The 16,847-nt window shown below is 58.1% G+C and carries 19 protein-coding genes and 1 pseudogene; 11 read left to right on the top strand and 9 right to left on the bottom strand.

Annotation, left to right across the window (positions count from 1 at the left end):
- Positions 1-314: 314 nt before the first annotated feature.
- From AC07U5_RS11395 to AC07U5_RS11380, 4 genes are all read right to left on the bottom strand, one after another.
- Positions 315-923, bottom strand: a complete 609-nt coding sequence (locus tag AC07U5_RS11395; protein ID WP_313555122.1) for a histidine phosphatase family protein — start codon at positions 921-923, stop codon at positions 315-317.
- Positions 924-1,017: 94 nt separating this feature from the next.
- Positions 1,018-1,836, bottom strand: a complete 819-nt coding sequence (gene fabI, locus AC07U5_RS11390) for an enoyl-ACP reductase FabI (RefSeq protein ID WP_062425901.1) — start codon at positions 1,834-1,836, stop codon at positions 1,018-1,020.
- Between the two features lie 131 nt (positions 1,837-1,967).
- A complete protein-coding gene (locus AC07U5_RS11385) occupies positions 1,968-3,086 on the bottom strand; it encodes a DnaJ C-terminal domain-containing protein (RefSeq protein WP_494723045.1) in 1,119 nt (372 codons plus the stop codon).
- Positions 3,087-3,298: 212 nt separating this feature from the next.
- Positions 3,299-3,748 carry an RT0821/Lpp0805 family surface protein gene (locus AC07U5_RS11380; protein ID WP_494723044.1) on the bottom strand — a complete coding sequence of 150 codons (450 nt, stop codon included), beginning with the start codon at positions 3,746-3,748 and terminating at the stop codon, positions 3,299-3,301.
- 57 nt (positions 3,749-3,805) lie between these two features.
- Between AC07U5_RS11380 and pdxH the strand changes: the two genes are divergently transcribed.
- Positions 3,806-4,426, top strand: a complete 621-nt coding sequence (gene pdxH / locus AC07U5_RS11375; protein ID WP_494723043.1) for a pyridoxamine 5'-phosphate oxidase — start codon at positions 3,806-3,808, stop codon at positions 4,424-4,426.
- Between the two features lie 167 nt (positions 4,427-4,593).
- Positions 4,594-4,905: a MazG nucleotide pyrophosphohydrolase domain-containing protein gene (locus tag AC07U5_RS11370; RefSeq protein WP_494723042.1), complete on the top strand. Its 312-nt coding sequence runs from the start codon at positions 4,594-4,596 to the stop codon at positions 4,903-4,905.
- Here the strand turns inward: AC07U5_RS11370 and AC07U5_RS11365 are convergent.
- The 5 genes and pseudogenes from AC07U5_RS11365 to AC07U5_RS11345 form a co-directional block, all read right to left on the bottom strand.
- On the bottom strand, positions 4,902-5,561 hold the full coding sequence (locus tag AC07U5_RS11365; RefSeq protein WP_494723041.1) for an HAD family hydrolase: 660 nt from the start codon (positions 5,559-5,561) through the stop codon (positions 4,902-4,904). The genes AC07U5_RS11370 and AC07U5_RS11365 overlap by 4 nt on opposite strands.
- Positions 5,562-5,585: 24 nt before the next feature.
- Positions 5,586-6,023, bottom strand: a complete 438-nt coding sequence (locus AC07U5_RS11360; protein WP_312809130.1) for a bleomycin resistance protein — start codon at positions 6,021-6,023, stop codon at positions 5,586-5,588.
- A 26-nt stretch (positions 6,024-6,049) separates the two neighbouring features.
- Positions 6,050-6,567 (bottom strand): annotated as a pseudogene (locus tag AC07U5_RS11355) (GrpB family protein).
- Between the two features lie 9 nt (positions 6,568-6,576).
- A complete protein-coding gene (gene tldD / locus AC07U5_RS11350; protein ID WP_062599450.1) occupies positions 6,577-7,992 on the bottom strand; it encodes a metalloprotease TldD in 1,416 nt (471 codons plus the stop codon).
- A gap of 140 nt (positions 7,993-8,132) precedes the next feature.
- Complete coding sequence (locus AC07U5_RS11345; protein WP_062425894.1) at positions 8,133-8,651, bottom strand: invasion associated locus B family protein; 519 nt, start codon at positions 8,649-8,651, stop codon at positions 8,133-8,135.
- Positions 8,652-9,018: 367 nt separating this feature from the next.
- Between AC07U5_RS11345 and coxB the strand changes: the two genes are divergently transcribed.
- From coxB to ispH, 9 genes are all read left to right on the top strand, one after another.
- Positions 9,019-9,879 (top strand): cytochrome c oxidase subunit II, encoded by an 861-nt coding sequence (gene coxB, locus AC07U5_RS11340; RefSeq protein WP_062425893.1) that lies wholly within the window; start codon positions 9,019-9,021, stop codon positions 9,877-9,879.
- A gap of 17 nt (positions 9,880-9,896) precedes the next feature.
- Positions 9,897-11,600: a cytochrome c oxidase subunit I gene (gene ctaD / locus AC07U5_RS11335; protein WP_111847567.1), complete on the top strand. Its 1,704-nt coding sequence runs from the start codon at positions 9,897-9,899 to the stop codon at positions 11,598-11,600.
- Positions 11,601-11,716: 116 nt separating this feature from the next.
- Positions 11,717-12,670 (top strand): heme o synthase, encoded by a 954-nt coding sequence (locus AC07U5_RS11330; protein WP_112519221.1) that lies wholly within the window; start codon positions 11,717-11,719, stop codon positions 12,668-12,670.
- On the top strand, positions 12,670-12,801 hold the full coding sequence (locus AC07U5_RS11325) for a cytochrome c oxidase system small membrane protein (protein ID WP_062426172.1): 132 nt from the start codon (positions 12,670-12,672) through the stop codon (positions 12,799-12,801). Before AC07U5_RS11330 ends, AC07U5_RS11325 begins: the two co-directional genes overlap by 1 nt.
- A gap of 27 nt (positions 12,802-12,828) precedes the next feature.
- Positions 12,829-13,437 (top strand): cytochrome c oxidase assembly protein, encoded by a 609-nt coding sequence (locus tag AC07U5_RS11320; protein WP_494723040.1) that lies wholly within the window; start codon positions 12,829-12,831, stop codon positions 13,435-13,437.
- 109 nt (positions 13,438-13,546) lie between these two features.
- Positions 13,547-14,431 (top strand): cytochrome c oxidase subunit 3, encoded by an 885-nt coding sequence (locus tag AC07U5_RS11315; protein ID WP_062425889.1) that lies wholly within the window; start codon positions 13,547-13,549, stop codon positions 14,429-14,431.
- Positions 14,432-14,560: 129 nt separating this feature from the next.
- A complete protein-coding gene (locus AC07U5_RS11310; RefSeq protein ID WP_062599454.1) occupies positions 14,561-14,941 on the top strand; it encodes a DUF983 domain-containing protein in 381 nt (126 codons plus the stop codon).
- Positions 14,910-15,686 carry an SURF1 family protein gene (locus AC07U5_RS11305; RefSeq protein WP_494723039.1) on the top strand — a complete coding sequence of 259 codons (777 nt, stop codon included), beginning with the start codon at positions 14,910-14,912 and terminating at the stop codon, positions 15,684-15,686. Before AC07U5_RS11310 ends, AC07U5_RS11305 begins: the two co-directional genes overlap by 32 nt.
- A gap of 93 nt (positions 15,687-15,779) precedes the next feature.
- A complete protein-coding gene (ispH, locus tag AC07U5_RS11300; protein ID WP_494723038.1) occupies positions 15,780-16,826 on the top strand; it encodes a 4-hydroxy-3-methylbut-2-enyl diphosphate reductase in 1,047 nt (348 codons plus the stop codon).
- Positions 16,827-16,847 lie beyond the last annotated feature (21 nt).

Genomic DNA, 16,847 nt, shown 5'->3' with positions numbered 1-16,847 from the left:
TTGCTTTGGTTAGGCTGTTAAACCAAGCGCGGGTTACTTCGGAATTTCCAACTCTCGCAAGCATTGGGCACGCAGATCCGACGTCAATTTTGGCGCGGTGGTCAATTCGAAACCCGTGCTGTATTCCACTCGCGCTCCGGATGCGGGGGGGGGGGCTTGCCCAATCGGCGCCTGGCGTGAGCGCGACGAGGAGCTTCGGTTCCCTGGCAATATTGCATGGCGCAAGCAAAACGGTGCAGCGATTTGCAACAACGACGTGCGGCGGAAGAAGGACCTAAAGCGTAAGGAGCGAATCTGAAAGATCGCGATACGCTTTAGACGGTCTCCCTGACATCCACCCATTCGGCCAGATTCTTGTCGGTCTCGACCTTCAAAATCTTGTCTTGCGGAATGGGAATCTCGGCCGCTTCGTCCTTGTCCATACCGGATACCAGCCGGAACATGCTGCGGATCACGCCGCCGTGGCAAACACAGACGGTCTTGCGCTCGACGGATGAAAGCCAGGCGCCGATGCGCCAGGACAGGATTTCGTAGCTTTCGGCGTTCTGGCCCGGCGGAATAAAGTCCCACTTTGCGGCTTTCCGGGCCCTGACGCGGTCGGGAAAGGAAAGCTTGAGCTCGGGCAGCGTGTAGCCTTCCCAATCACCGAATGACACTTCAACGAGGCGTTCGTCGGTGCGGTAATCGGTGGGGTCGAGGCCCATGGCACCGCGCAGAAGTTCCATCGTTTCACGCGTGCGGCCCAAGGGACTTGCCACGTAATCGAAGTCTGGGGCTGTCGGGCCGAGGATGGCGGAGAGTGTTTTGCCGTTGCCGACGGCCTGGGAGCGGCCGAAGTCGTTGAGCGGAATGTCCTTTTGGCCCTGAAGCCTTCTGATCGCGTTCCAGTCTGTCTGTCCGTGGCGGATAACATAGACCAGCACTGCACACCCCTGCTTTTTTAACTCTGTCCTTTAAAGACGTGACGGCGCCGCACGTCAAAAATGAGGCGGCGCCAATCGTTATTGCTGAACAATGTTAGTCTTTTACGACGGAGATATCGGGCGCGTCTACAGCCTTCATGCCGATCGCGTGATAGCCCGAATCCACGTGATGCACTTCGCCGGTCACGCCGGTGGAGAGATCAGACAGCAGGTAAAGCGCGGACTTGCCGACTTCCTCGATGGAAACGGTGCGCTTCAGCGGTGCGTTATACTCGTTCCACTTCAAGATATAGCGGAAATCGCCAATACCGGCGGCCGCAAGCGTCTTGATCGGGCCGGCGGAGACGGCGTTGACGCGAATACCGCGGTTGCCGAGATCGACCGCCAGATAGCGCACGCTGGCCTCAAGTGCTGCCTTGGCAACGCCCATGACGTTGTAGTTCGGCATGACTTTCTCGGCGCCGTAATAGGTCAGCGTAACCATCGAGCCACCGTCATTCATGATCGGCTCGGCGCGCTTTGCAACGGCGGCCAAAGAATAGACGGAGATGTCCATGGTGCGGTTGAAGTTGTCGCGGCTCGTGTCGAGATAGCGACCCGTCAATTCGTCCTTGTCGGAAAAGGCGATGGCGTGCACGACGAAGTCGATCTTGCCCCAATGCGCTTCGAGATTCGAGAAAACGGTATCCAACGTTTCGAGATCGGTCACATCGCAATGGCCAGCCATGAAGGCGCCAAGTTCCTGAGCGAGAGGCTCAACGCGCTTCTTCAAGGCATCACCCTGCCAGGTGAAGGCAAGTTCGGCACCCGCATCGGCACAGGCCTTGGCAATGCCCCAGGCAATCGAACGATTGTTTGCGACGCCCATGATGAGACCGCGCTTGCCAGCCATCAGGCCGGATGTCTGAGCCATGTAATGCTCCCTCATATTCCAAAATGATCCTGCCTATGGCATAGGCAGAACCACTGTTCAAGAAGGCCTCAGATCATCTCATGTAAGGGATCGTAACAAAGGGTGCGTTGTTCACCGCTTTCACGGAGTGGTCACAGGTAAAGGCCTTCGCGCATGTGGCGCATCAGGTCTGTCACTTTAGCATCCGGTGTTTCAAGCAGCACGATCCGCAACTCGACGACGAGATCGCCGAAGGTGCCATCGTCCTTTTGCAAGCCTTTTCCAGGCACGTGAATAGCCTTATCCGAACCAGACCAGGCCGGTACCGAAAGCTGCTGTTCTCCACGAGGCGATTGAACCTTGGCCTCGCAACCGAGCACTGCATCAGCCAGTGCAATCGGTAGGCTCGTGTGGATATCGTAGCCCTTCACGGTGAACGCGTCGTCGCGTGCGGTCAAAACCGTGACGACGAGATCGCCACGTGGTGCGTCCAGCAGCTTGAGGCCCTGACCCTTGAGCCGAACCACATGTCCATCCGTAGCTCCGACTGGCAATTGAAAGCGCACGTCACGCTCGTCTGGCATGCGAAGCGTCACCTGCTTCTGAGCGATAATATCGCTCACGGTTACGATCGCTTCGGCCGTCATGTCGGGTGCTTTCTCCACGACTGGTGGAGCCGGTTTGAAGCGCCGGATAAGTGCATTGAAAAAGCCGAGCGCAACAGAGTTTCCGGCTTCCGCCGTCTCCTGAGCGGATGCGTCTTCGGCAGATCCAGCCACACCGCTCTTGCCCGAGTCCACGCCGCCCTTCACCTTGGCTTCTGCGCCGAAGATACGTTCCAGCATATCCTCGGGCGTTTCCGGCTTAGTGCTTCCGCTCGTGGTGGTGGCCGAAGGACCTTCTTCGCTTTCAGCGGTCGCTTTCTCGTTGCGCGCCTGCGCCCGAGCCAATTCTTCCATCAGCTTCTCGGCGGCCTTTGCTCGTTCGGCAGCCTGGCGGGCGGCCTCACGCGCGGCTTCCCGCTTCTGCATGATGGTTTGTTCACGCTGCTTGCCGTCTGAGGCCCGGCGCGCCTGGTCATAGAGACCGCGCTTCTTCGGATCCTTCAACAGATCATAGGCCTGACCGATCTCGGTGAAGCGCGCGTTGGCATCCGGATCATCGCGATTGTGATCGGGATGAACTGTCTTCGCCTTGGAACGCCAGGCGGCCTTTATCTCGTCCGAATCGGCATCGCGCTTGACGCCGAGAATAGAATAGGGATCACGCATCCGAACCACCAGTTACGCCCGAGACTGCAGCCGCCTGTTGAAGCGACCTGAAACAGAAGAAACTCGAGACCTGAACGTGCCAACCTTCGAAAATGTTGCACGATCAGTGTCTTGAACTGGATGGGACTGTGGCAAGAAGTTGCTAACCAGACCTTTACACACGCATGACTGAGCGTGTCGCAGGTCTCATCTCGCAGAATAAGGTAAATGCTTTACTTCTGATCGAAGCGGGTCATCAGCCATTCGCCTGTCTCAGAAAGGCAGGCTTGCCCGGTATAGCTCGCCACGCCCTCGAAGGAATGGCGCGTGGTATTGAAGTTGCGGCAGACGAAGCCCGTCGTTCTGTCTTCGCGGATGGCCGTCACGACACCGGCACTGCCGGTCGCTGCATTTGCCCAGGGAACGGGGGATTCGGCAACCTTCACCAGGTCGGCAGATGTCACGGCATTGCGAATGGTGGCATCATCGGAGAGCGCCGGCTGGGTCGGCTGGTTTGGCACGGAAGCCGTGGAGAGCGAGCGGTCGACTTTTTCGCCACCGAAAAGATCAAGGCTGACACAGCCGGTCAGTGCAACGGCCAGAACGCCGGCGGCAAAAACATTGACGACCGATGACAGGAAGCTCTTTGTGCGACTGTTCGACTTTGCTATGACGATCACCATCTCTTACCCAGAACTCATCTCTGGTACGCAAATCAGCTTTGGAGCATTTTATTCAATATGTCGGAATCGGGGTTAACATCTAGTGACTTCACGGAAGAAAATGAACCATTTGCGCTTTTCGCCGACTGGTTGCGTGATGCAACCGCGTCGGAGATAAACGATCCGAATGCGGTGGCGCTTGCTTCTGTGGATGAGGACGGAATGCCGAGCGTGCGAATGGTGCTGCTGAAGGCGGCAGACGAACGCGGCTTCGTGATCTACACGAATTTTGAGAGCCGCAAGGGGCGCGAGCTTCTTGGGCAACAGAAAGCCGGCTTGTGCTTCCACTGGAAAAGCCTGCGCCGACAGGTGCGTGTTCGTGGGCTTGTAGAGGTGGTGTCGGACGAAGAGGCGGATGAATATTATGCTTCGCGCCCGCGCGGCAGCCGCATCGGGGCCTGGGCCTCCAAGCAGTCCCGACCTCTGGAAAGCCGCTTTGCACTTGAAAAGGCGGTGGCGGAATACACCGCCAGATATGCGCTGGGTGATATCCCGCGTCCGCCATACTGGTCGGGTTTCCGCATCAACCCGCTGACCATAGAATTCTGGCACGACCGGAAATTCCGCCTCCACGACCGGGTGGAATTCCGGCGTGAATCCACCGACGCCCCATGGACGAAGGTCCGCATGTACCCTTAAAGCGCCGTGCGTCCTATTGGACGCACAAAGGACGCTTTACCTTTTTGAACCGACGCATAGTGCTTTCCGAAATCGAGTCCGATTTCGGGCCGATGCTGTAAGCGGAATGGCCGTCGACAGTGGCGGGCGAATCGTGGTCAGTGTCTCGTGAACGAAGAGGGAACGCAATGCTGGCTGACCTGATGCAAAAATTCGAAAAGGCTTCGGCGTCCTATGCTGCGTCAAACAGTATCGAGCGTGATCCTGACTGGTTCATGCTGAAGCTGCAGGAAGAGGTCGGCGAGGTGACGCAAGCGTGGAACCGCTTGACGGCGCGCGGTCGGGCGAGGGGCAAAACGCCAGAGGAAATGAGGCAAGACCTTTCCGACGAGGTCGCAGACCTGCTCGGCCATGTCCTTCTGCTTGCCCATCACAGCCAGTTGGATCTCATCGGTTCGATCGAACGCAAATGGCGCTTCGATCCAGCTGCTATCGACTAGCCGAGCGTCCTTTCATTACGAAGCAAGGCAGCGACCTCCGGCAGGCCGGAGCAGATCGCAACGCACGTCTCCCGCATCCGCTCAGTCGCAGGCGCGACGTCCGGCACCATCACCGTCATCATCCCGGCGGAGGAGGCGGATTGAACGCCGTGATAGGAATCTTCCAGCGCCATGCATTCCGTAGGATCGACGCCAAGACGTTGGGCTGCGGTTAGATAGGGCATGGGGGAGGGCTTCGGCTCGGTATAATCCTCGCGCGCCACGATGTGATCGAAGCGAGCGAGAAGATTATGGGGTCCAAGATGTCGATTGACGGATTCGTGCCGGGATGAGGTGGCGATGGCGCGCGGAAGCTTAAGATCGTCCAGTAGGTCGAGCATCTTCACGACACCCGCCTTGAGTTCTACGCCGCCGGCCATGCTGACGGCCAGATGACGCAGCCACGCGTCACGAAACGCATCCATCGGAAAATGAGCGCCATGTTCGGCAATGATCGTGCCGCTGATGACATCCCAAGGACTTCCGCAGACACGCTGGTACAGTTCGACCGGCAAATCGTGCCCGCCATCCTGTGAGGCGGCCAGGAAGGAATCGCGGTAAAGCGTCTCGGTGTCAATCAGAACGCCGTCCATATCGAAGACGACTGCTTTGGGCATGCGAGGTAGTGTCATGTCCATGCCTTACCCGAACCGAAAGACGCGTTCGCCGAGGCTCTCGAATGGGCGAATGAGATAGCCATCCGGATCGGCGACGACGAACTGCCGGTTACCGACCTCAGTCTCCCCTTTGCGGTACCATTTCTCTTCAAGCGGAAGAAAAAGTGGCACGCGCGCAAGCTCCAGCCTGTCGAGGATGGGTTGAAGGGATGGAACAGCGAGTTGCAGGTTCATGCCCCGTCCGAAGGGAAAGTGGATTGGCGCATTCTCCTGCTCGAAGGTACGTCCGGCGCCGATCTGGTCGATCATCAACTGGGCGTCGCCGAGCGCAAGATAAGTGAAACCTTCTTCCGGTCGCTCATAGACGACATGAAAGCCGATCAGGTCACAATAAAATGTCCGGCTTTTGTGCCAGTCCGTGACGGCCAGTTCGGGAACGAGTGCATTGGAAACGAAGGTCATCTTTTCCTGATCGGGGGAGAGGGCGCTTAGGGCGCGGATGCGGGGGACGTGTCGGTATTCAGCGTCTCGCGAATGAAGTCGGACTTGGCGCGGGTATAGGTATCGCCATCGTCCTTATATTTCTCGGCGAGAGCCATCTTAAGCGTCGCATAGTGATTGGCAAGAGAGGGGTTCTGGCGAAGGATATCACGGAAACGCAATCTGTTCTGATGGGTGAGGCGATTGGGCGGGCAAAGATAAACGCGCAGACCCGGCAACGGATCCCGAAGCATAAAGGCAAACACCCCGTCACCATGGCGAGACCCGCGCGGCTCGAGGCCAGCGGCTTGCATTCGCACCCTGCCGTCTTCCATATGCGTGGGAGGTTTCAGAACAACGTCGATATCAATATAGGGCTTGGCGACGAGGCGGGAACGGCCGTGCTGCCGACATGCTCGATCCCTTCGACAAGGTCGCCCAACAACGCTTCGAGACGATCTTGGGTATCGCGATAGAGGCGCCGCCAGTCAGCATTATAGGGAACGATCTTCACGAGCGTCCCCATCTGCAAACCTCAGGCCTTGGTGCCGCCGACCGTGATCTGGTCCATGCGTAGATGCGGCTGGCCAACGCCAACCGGCACCCACTGGCCGGCCTTGCCGCAATTGCCGATGCCGGTGTCGAGCTTCATGTCGTTGCCGATCATGGTCACACGCTTCATCGCATCCGGTCCGTTGCCGATCAGCATGGCGCCCTTGACCGGTGCGCCGATCTTGCCGTTCTCGATGAGATAGGCTTCCGTGCAGCCGAAGACGAATTTGCCCGACGTGATGTCCACCTGACCACCGCCGAAGGAGACGGCGTAGATGCCCTTCTTGACCGACGCGATGATCTCGTCCGGTGTCTTGTCTCCGCCGAGCATGTAGGTGTTGGTCATGCGCGGCATGGGAACGTGGGAATAGCCCTGCCGGCGTCCATTGCCTGTCGCCGTCATGCCCATCAGCCGGGCGTTTTGACGATCCTGCATATAGCCGACAAGCTTGCCGTTTTCGATCAGCACATTATAGCCGGACGGTGTGCCCTCGTCGTCCACCGTCAGAGAGCCGCGACGGTTGTCGATGGTTCCATCATCCACCACCGTGACGCCGGGTGCTGCGACCATTTCACCAAGCAGGCCTGCGAAGGCCGATGTCTTCTTGCGGTTGAAATCGCCTTCGAGACCATGTCCGACGGCTTCGTGCAGCATGACGCCGGGCCAGCCGGAGCCGAGCACGACATCCATCGTGCCGGCAGGCGCGTCGATTGCCGTCAGATTGACCAGCGCCTGACGCAGCGCCTCGTCAGCGCCCCGCTGCCAGTTCTCGGTTGTGATGAAATCACCGAAGCCGACACGTCCGCCAATACCATAGGAACCGGTCTCCTGGCGATCGCCTTCACCGGTGACCACGGAGATGTTGATGCGTGTCATTGGGCGAACGTCACTGACGCGGTGCCCATCGGCCCGCAGAATATCGACGATCTGCCAGCTTGCCGCAATCGATGCCGTCACCTGGCGAACCTTGGGGTCTTTGTCGCGCAGATAGGTGTCGATCTCGGTCAGAAGCTTGACCTTTTCCTCGAAGGAAGGCGAGCCGATCGGGTTTTCGTCGCCATAGAGCTTCTTGTTGGTGCGCTGGGGTGCCGCCGCATAGGAGCCGGAGTAGCCCTTGGTGACGGCGCCGACCGCATCGGCTGCGCGTTGCAGCGCTGCGGTCGAAAGCTCGCCCGCATGGGCGTAACCGACCGTCTCGCCAACAACGGCGCGAAGGCCAAAACCCTGATCGGTATTGAAACTGCCGCCTTTCAGGCGGCCATTGTCGAAGGTGAGCGACTCGGCCTGGGCATGTTCGACGAAGAGTTCGCCGTCATCGGCGCCTGCAAGCGCGTCCGCGACGCGGCTCCGCAACGTCCCCTCATCGCAATCGAAAAGCGTCAGAAGGTCTTGGGTCATCGCGTACTCCAGGCGTCAGCATCCATCATCTATTCATGTGAGATTTAGGTGCTGGGATGTGGCGGCGCAAGCCGCCTCACGGGTCTGTTTGGGAATTGTCGATCAGGCGCAGCGCTTCTGTCCGCTAGCCACAGCATACGTCAAGGAAGCGCGTCATAGCCTTCGGCAAAGCCGCTGAGTTCGATCGGAATACCGACGCGATCCTGGTCGACCGATTCACGCAATGCGAAAACCGCGTGCTTTCCCGCACGAAGAACCTTCATCAGCTCGTCGTCGATGTCGACTTCCACATAGCAGCCCTCGGAAAAGCAGCGGGTGAAATAGGCACGGCCGATATTGTTATTGTCGATGTAGAGTTCCATTCCATCCTTCAGCAGCACGCCAAGCGGTGCGAGGATGCGAAGAATGCGGGATTTGCGGTCGGCGGTCTTCAGCACGACGACGGAAAGGCCGACTTCCGGGCGGTCGTCGGCAATGACGTTCTGCATCAATGCGCATTGCTCTTCGGACGCGCCCGCGGGCTTGTCGCAGATGACCGACCATGAGCCGTGCGTGGACTTCGGCGTACCAGGCGGCTGCTGGGCGACGCTCGCGCCGGACGCGAGAAGAGAGAAACCGGCGGCGACAAGAGCGGCGCGCGCAATCGGGGGCAGACGCATGGATACCTCTGGAATTCGAATCAGTGCGGCTATTTTGACGTCCGGTGCTGGAAATGAAAGAGCCGGGTCTCTCATTTCCAAGTGAGTACGGCCAAAATAGGACCTGCGGAGGCTTAAATCCAATACGGCCTCAGGAATGATGAGTGCCGTTTCCGGTTTATCGATATGGTTTCAACGATGCGCGTGTGGGAAAAATTAGGGGGAAGAAAAATGCCACTCTGCAAAAGCTGGGCGATATTGCGGCGGCGGGCAAACTATGATTTGAGTCTAATACTATAAGCATGGATTCTGCGCCTGGGATTGATCATGACCGGGTGCGTGAGGGAGAGGTACCGTGATTACTAGGATTAACGCAGCGTTTGCGGGCATGATCTGTCTGCTCTCGGCTGTCGGCGCCCGCGCTGACCAGCCGAAGGATTGGCAGATGGGATTGCAGGAGGCCGCAACGCCAATCATGCACGAAATTCGTTGGTTTGAACAATATACCCTGTGGTTTATCGTTCCCGTCACGCTTTTCGTTCTCGTCCTGCTCATTCTCGTTGTTGCGAAGTTCAGGGCATCCAAGAATCCGGTACCGTCCAAGACCAGCCACAATACGGCGATCGAAATCATCTGGACGCTGGCTCCCGTCCTCATTCTTCTTTTCCTGGCATTCCCGTCCTTCAACCTGCTGAACGCGCAGCTGACGCAGCCGGAAAATCCTGACCTGACATTGAAGGCAACCGCCACTCAATGGCAGTGGAACTACGAATACCAGGCGGCAGAAGGCTCAGAGCCTCTGGCCTTTGACAGCTATTTGTTGAAGGATGCCGACCGCGCTGCTGCCGGCAAGGAAAACCGCGCGATCTATCCGCGCCTTCTCGCCGTTGATAATGAAATGGTCGTTCCGGTGAACAAGACGGTTCGTCTTCTCGTCACCGCTGCGCCGACGGATGTCATTCATGCATTTGCGATGCCGGCCTTCGGCGTCAAGATCGACGCCGTTCCTGGCCGTCTGAACGAAACCTGGTTCAAGACGGAGAAAGAAGGACTTTACTACGGTCAGTGTTCCGAGCTTTGCGGCAAGGATCACGCCTTCATGCCGATTGCCATACGGGTGGTTTCCGAAGAGCAATATAAAACCTGGGCTGCTGCCGCTGCGTCTGACTTGAGCGGTGCCAACCGGGCGCTGATGGCTTCTGTGGATGGCGCAAGCGCCCTTCGCGTCGCTGCAAATGAAACCAACTAAGGCAAGGGGTGAGGACAATGGCTGGACATTCCGCACACGACGACCATCACTCTCATGATCGTGCCGCCCATGGCGCGCATGGCGACGATCACGCGCATCACGATCATATGCCGAGCTTTGCGCAGCGTTGGTTCTTCTCGACCAACCATAAAGATATCGGCACGCTCTATCTGATCTTCGCAATCATTGCCGGCATCATCGGCGGCGGCCTTTCGGTCGTCATGCGCATGGAGCTGCAGGAACCGGGCATCCAGATCTTCCACGGCCTGGCAACCATGGTCTATGGCTTCGAAGGTGATGCGGCCATCGACGGCGGCAAGCACATGTACAATGTGTTCACCACCGCGCATGCGCTCATCATGATCTTCTTCATGGTCATGCCCGCCATGATCGGCGGTTTTGCCAACTGGATGGTGCCGATCATGATCGGCGCGCCGGACATGGCTTTCCCGCGCTTGAACAACATCTCCTTCTGGCTGCTCGTGCCCGCCTTCATTCTGCTTCTTCTTTCGCTCTTCGTCGAAGGTCCGGCAGGTGCCTATGGTGTGGGTGGTGGCTGGACCATGTATCCACCGCTATCAACGAGCGGTATGCCGGGGCCGGCGGTCGATCTTGCGATCTTCGCGCTTCACGTTGCCGGTGCATCCTCGATCCTCGGTGCGATCAACTTCATCACCACGATCCTCAACATGCGCGCGCCCGGCATGACGCTGCACAAGATGCCGCTGTTTGCCTGGTCCGTGCTCGTTACCGCCTTCCTTCTGCTTCTGTCGCTTCCGGTTCTGGCAGGTGGCATTACCATGCTTCTGACGGACCGCAATTTCGGCACCACCTTCTTCTCTCCTGACGGCGGCGGCGACCCGATCCTCTACCAGCACCTGTTCTGGTTCTTCGGCCACCCGGAAGTGTATATTCTGATCCTGCCCGGCTTCGGCATCATCAGCCACATCGTGTCGACCTTCTCGCTGAAGCCGATCTTCGGTTACCTCGGCATGGCCTATGCCATGGTCGCGATCGGTGCCGTTGGCTTCATCGTGTGGGCACACCACATGTATACCGTCGGCCTCTCGCTTGAAGCGCAGCGCTACTTCGTCTTTGCAACCATGGTGATCGCGGTGCCGACCGGCATCAAGATCTTCTCCTGGATCGCAACGATGTGGGGCGGCTCGCTGACCTTTACGACACCGATGATCTGGGCAATCGGCTTCATCTTCCTCTTCACGGTGGGTGGTGTTACCGGCGTTCAGCTCGCCAATGCCGGTCTCGACCGTTCGCTGCACGACACCTATTACGTTGTGGCGCACTTCCACTACGTGTTGTCGCTGGGTGCCGTCTTCGCGATCTTTGCTGGCTGGTACTACTGGTTCCCGAAGATCACCGGCTACATGTACAACCAAAAGATCGGCAATCTGCACTTCTGGGTCATGTTCGTCGGCGTCAACCTGATCTTCTTCCCGCAGCACTTCTTGGGTCTGGCCGGCATGCCGCGCCGCTATATCGACTATCCGGATGCCTATGCGGGCTGGAACCTGGTCTCGTCCTACGGCTCCTACATCTCGGCGGTTGCTGTCCTGATCTTCCTCTTCGGCGTCTGGGAAGCCTTCGCCAAGAAGCGTATCGCTGGCGATAATCCCTGGGGTCCAGGTGCCACCACGCTGGAATGGCAGCTGTCGTCTCCTCCGCCGTACCACCAGTGGGAGCAGCTTCCGCGCATCCGCTGAGGCATTTTGTCCGAGCGTTTTGTCCGGCGTAACATGATAGATGTCAGTTTTACGCCGGGCGAAATGAGAAATGGCGCCGCATTGCAATGGGGCGCCTTTCGGGAAAGCAGGAAATAATGACCGTTATTGACAATCACGACACGCTGGCAATCGACTCCGCCTCGCTTTCGGAAGCCGGCGCGCGCGATTACTTCGAGCTCTTGAAACCCCGCGTGATGTCGCTCGTGGTTTTTACGGCCTTTGCCGGACTTATTCTCGCCCCGGGTCAAATCAACCCGATCCTCGGCGTGATTGCGATCCTTTGCATCGCGGTCGGCGCAGGGGCGTCGGGCGCGTTGAATATGTGGTACGATGCCGATATCGATGCGGTCATGTCCCGCACGGCCAAGCGCCCCATTCCATCCGGCCGGATTGCCCCGGGTGAGGCACTTGCCTTCGGACTGACGCTCTCGGTTTTCTCGGTTGCTATTCTGGGTCTTGCGGTCAACTGGTTTGCTGCCGGTCTTCTGGCCTTCACCATCTTCTTCTATGCTGTCGTCTATACGATGTGGCTCAAGCGCTCGACGCCGCAGAACATCGTGATCGGTGGTGCTGCAGGTGCTTTCCCGCCCATGCTCGGCTGGGCTTGCGTCACGGGTAACGTGTCCCTCGACAGCACCATCCTGTTTCTTATCATCTTCCTGTGGACGCCCGCGCATTTCTGGGCCTTGGCGCTGTTCAAGATGCGCGACTACGGCTCCGTCGGCATCCCGATGATGCCGAATGTCGCTGGTGAACGCTCGACCAAGAACCAGATGATTGCCTATTCCGTGCTGACCATGGCGGTTGCCGTGGCGCCCTACTTCTCCGGTCTCGCTGGATTGGGCTATGGAATTTTCGCTGCTGTGCTGAGCGTCATCTTCGTCTACTGTTCCATCACCGTTCGGCGCATGCCGGATGGCGATGAAAAGATGATGCCAGCAAAGAAGATGTTCGCTTACTCGGTATTCTACCTCTTTGCGATTTTCTCCGCGCTTCTGGCCGATCATCTCGTGCCGTCCTTTGTCACGATGTTTGGGGGTGCGGCATGATCGAGACTGTAAAGCTCAACGAAGCGCAGAAGAGGTCGAGGCGCGGGAGAAATATCGCGTTAGGCCTCACGCTCGCGGCCCTGGTGGTGCTCTTCTACATCATCACCATCATCAAGATCGGTGGTCACTAGACCGGACGACGCTCGGGAGGAGGGGACATGACAACAGCTCAAAAGACGACGGTAAGCAGAAAGACGAGCAACGGCTCGATCCTTGTGCTGTGTCTTGTCTTCGTCTGCGGCATGGTCGGCATGGCCTATGCCTCCGTGCCCCTCTACCGCCTGTTCTGCCAGGTCACCGGCTATAACGGCACCACCCAGCGCGTCGAGCAATATTCCGATGTCATCCTCGACAAGACGATGAAGGTGACGTTTGATTCCAACACCTCCAACGGTCTGAACTGGGACTTCCGACCGGTGAACAAGATGGTCGAGCCTCGGATTGGCGAGACGATCCAGGTGACCTTCAAGGCGACCAACCGTTCACCGGTGGCAACGACGGGGACCGCCGTCTTCAACGTGACGCCGATGGAAGCCGGTGCCTATTTCAACAAGGTGCAGTGCTTCTGCTTCACCGAGACGACGCTTCAGCCGGGTGAGACGCTGGAAATGCCGGTGGTTTTCTTTATCGATCCGGAGATCGTCAAGGCTCGGGAAACGAAGAACATTCATACACTGACCTTGTCCTATACGTTTTACCCATCGAAAACGGAAAAACCGGTTGCGTCCTTGCCGGCAAAGACGGAACGTGACGAGACGAGACTTTGAGAGAGGGAGGCGTGGTTGCAAGACCGCGCCAGGGAATGAACCGGTCGCCTGATATCAGGTCAGCGAGACGGGTTCGCGAAATTGGGAAGAGCCTTCGGGGATTGATCACATGGCAGATACGCATCAGAAGAACCACGACTACCATATCATAAGCCCAAGCCCATGGCCGCTTCTGGCATCGATCGGCGCTTTCGTGCTGACCTTTGGCGGCATCTGTTACATGCGCTACCTGAACGGCAGTTCCTTCAAGCTGTTCGGCTTCGAACTTGCCAATCCCTGGATGTTCTATATCGGCCTCGTGATCGTTCTTTACACCATGTATGCGTGGTGGGCGGATACGATCAAGGAAGGCGATGAAGGACACCATACGCCGGTCGTCTCGCTGCATCTGCGCTACGGCATGATCATGTTCATCGCCTCGGAAGTCATGTTCTTCGTGGCATGGTTCTGGGCGTACTTCGATGCGAGCCTCTATCCGCATGAAGCCATCCAGGCCGCGCGTCTTGCCTATACGGGCGGTCAGTGGCCGCCGAAGGGCATCGAGGTGATCGATCCGTGGCATCTGCCACTCTACAACACCATCATCCTGCTGTTGTCCGGAACTTGTGTTACCTGGGCGCACCATGCTCTGCTGCACAATGACCGCAAGGGCATGATAACCGGCCTGGCTCTGACCGTTGCGCTTGGCGTGCTTTTCTCGGCCGTTCAGTTTTACGAATACGTCCACGCTCCGTTCGATTTCAAGAATTCGATCTACGGCGCGACATTCTTCATGTCCACGGGCTTCCACGGCTTCCACGTCTTCGTTGGAACCATTTTCCTGCTGGTCTGCCTGTTCCGTGCCATCGCCGGCGGGTTCACGCCGAAGCATCACTTCGGCTTCGAAGCAGCGGCGTGGTACTGGCACTTCGTTGACGTTGTCTGGCTTTTCCTCTTCTTCGCCATCTACATCTGGGGCGGTTGGGGCGCGCCACTGGCGGAGACTGGCCACTGACGAGACTTGTAGAGGGCGGTGCATTGCCGCCCTACGCTTGATGGCGAAGGGCAAGTGTCGCTTCATCTAGCGGCGAAATGAGCGCGGCAGGTTGCCGCGCTTCTTGTATCCAGGGATGGAGGAGCTAGGATGCACGATACTGGAGAGTTCCCTCCCGTCGATCCTATCAAGGTCGGACTGCAAGGCTGCTGCCCCCGCTGTGGGCGTGGAAAACTGTTCGATGGATTTATCAAGCTGAAACCACGTTGCAGCGCGTGCGGGCTGGATTATGCTTTTGCCGACGCTGGCGATGGTCCGGCCGTCTTCGTCATGCTGATCGTCGGTTTTCTGATCATCGGCCTTGCACTCTGGTTCGATTCCGTTTTCGCGCCGCCCGTCTGGCTTCATGCCTTGATCTGGCTTCCCTTGACGGTGATCGTTTCATTGCTTCTGCTGCGCAAGTTCAAGGGTATCATGGTGGCACTGCAATATCGCAACAATGCCAGTGAAGGTAAAATCGACCATGGCTGACCCCGCCGGTCTCAAGCCATCTCACCGGCGCTTATGGTTTGCCGGTCCGCTGGTGCTTCTGTTGCTGATTATTCTCCTGTCGCTCGGTACATGGCAGACGAAGCGCCTCTACTGGAAGGAAGCCCTGCTGAGCGAAATCCACCTCCGGGTCCATTCCGCTCCTGTTGAACTGAGCGAAATCGAGACGATCACCTCGTCGGGTGGTAACATCGAATACCGCACCGTTCGGCTTTCTGGCGTTTTCGATCACGCCAAAGAGCGGCACTTCTTCGCCACGCATCAGGGGCAGACGGGCTATTATGTCTATACACCGCTGACGTTGGATGATGGTCGGGAAATCTTCATCAATCGAGGCTTCGTGCCTTACGACATGAAAGATCCAGCCAAGCGTGAGCAGGGGCAGGTCGCTGGTCGCGTCACGATCGAGGGGCTTGCGCGCGCGCAGCTTGCGGCCAAGCCATCCATGATGCTGCCCGACAATGATCTTGCCAAGAATATCTTCTACTGGAAAGATATTCACGCCATGGCGAAGAGTGCCGGCGTTTCTGCCGAAAAGCTTGTGCCTTTTTTCATTGATGCCAATGACGCACCCAATCCGGGCGGTTGGCCGAAGGGCGGCGTGACGCTGATCGACCTGCCCAATAATCACCTGCAATATGCGATTACATGGTACGGTCTCGCAGCCGCCCTTGTCTTCGTGGCCGGTTTTGCCTATGTGCGGAGCATGAAAGGCCCGAAGGAGTAGGGCAGCCTCGCTTGCACGGCTTGCTGCTGGCAGGCGACAATCATCGCGCAACGCTTGCGGTGTCTATGAAATGCGGGAGGCAAAGGAGCAGGAATGAACATGGCCGTGTCCAAGCCGCCTCTCACCATCAGGCTCTGTGGGCCCCGCGGTTTCTGCGCCGGTGTCGACCGCGCGATCCAGATCGTCGTGCTGGCGCTGAAAGCCTATGGCGCTCCGGTCTATGTGCGCCACGAGATCGTCCATAACCGCTACGTGGTCGAGGGGCTGGAAGCCAAGGGTGCGATCTTCGTCGAGGAACTCAACGAAATTCCTGCCGAACATCGCCAGCAGCCTGTGGTGTTCTCCGCCCACGGCGTGCCGAAATCCGTGCCGGAAGACGCGCAGGCGCGCAACCTCTTCTATCTTGATGCCACATGTCCGCTTGTATCAAAGGTCCACAAGCAGGCCATGCGCCACCAGCGACTTGGTCGCCATGTCATCCTCATCGGCCATGCCGGCCATCCGGAAGTTATCGGTACCATGGGGCAGTTGCCCGAGGGCACCGTATCGTTGATCGAGACGGTGGAAGATGCAGCGCTTTATCAGCCGCTCGACGCCGAAAACCTCGGATTCGTAACGCAGACGACGCTCTCCGTCGATGATACGGCGGGCGTTATTGCCAAGCTGCAGGAGCGGTTCCCGGCCATGCAGGCGCCAGCGGCCGACAGCATCTGCTACGCCACCACCAACCGCCAGGATGCGGTGAAGCAGGCAGCCCCCGGCTGCGACCTCTTCATTGTCGTCGGCGCGCCGAATTCGTCCAATTCGAAGCGTCTGGTGGAAGTGGCCTTGCGTGCCGGTGCTCAGCGCTCCGTGCTGGTGCAGCGTGCCGCAGAAATCGACTGGAGCGAAATCGGCGACGTTCGCACCGTCGGCCTATCGGCAGGTGCATCCGCGCCGGAAGTCATCGTCGATGAGATCATCCAGGCCTTTAAGGAACGCTTCGACACGACGCTTGATCTTGCCGTAACGGTAGAAGAGACCGAGCATTTTCTGGTGAATCGCGAGCTTCGCGATATTGAACTCACCATCGATGACATGGCATTCGTCAATGGCAGTGCGAGCGACGCGCTTCCTGCGAAAGCCGCGCTGAACGGCTGATCCTTTTTCATTCCTTTTCAA

The sequence above is a fragment of the Agrobacterium sp. GW821-FHT02D03 genome (assembly GCF_059421725.1).
This window is presented reverse-complemented; position numbering and strand designations above follow the sequence as displayed.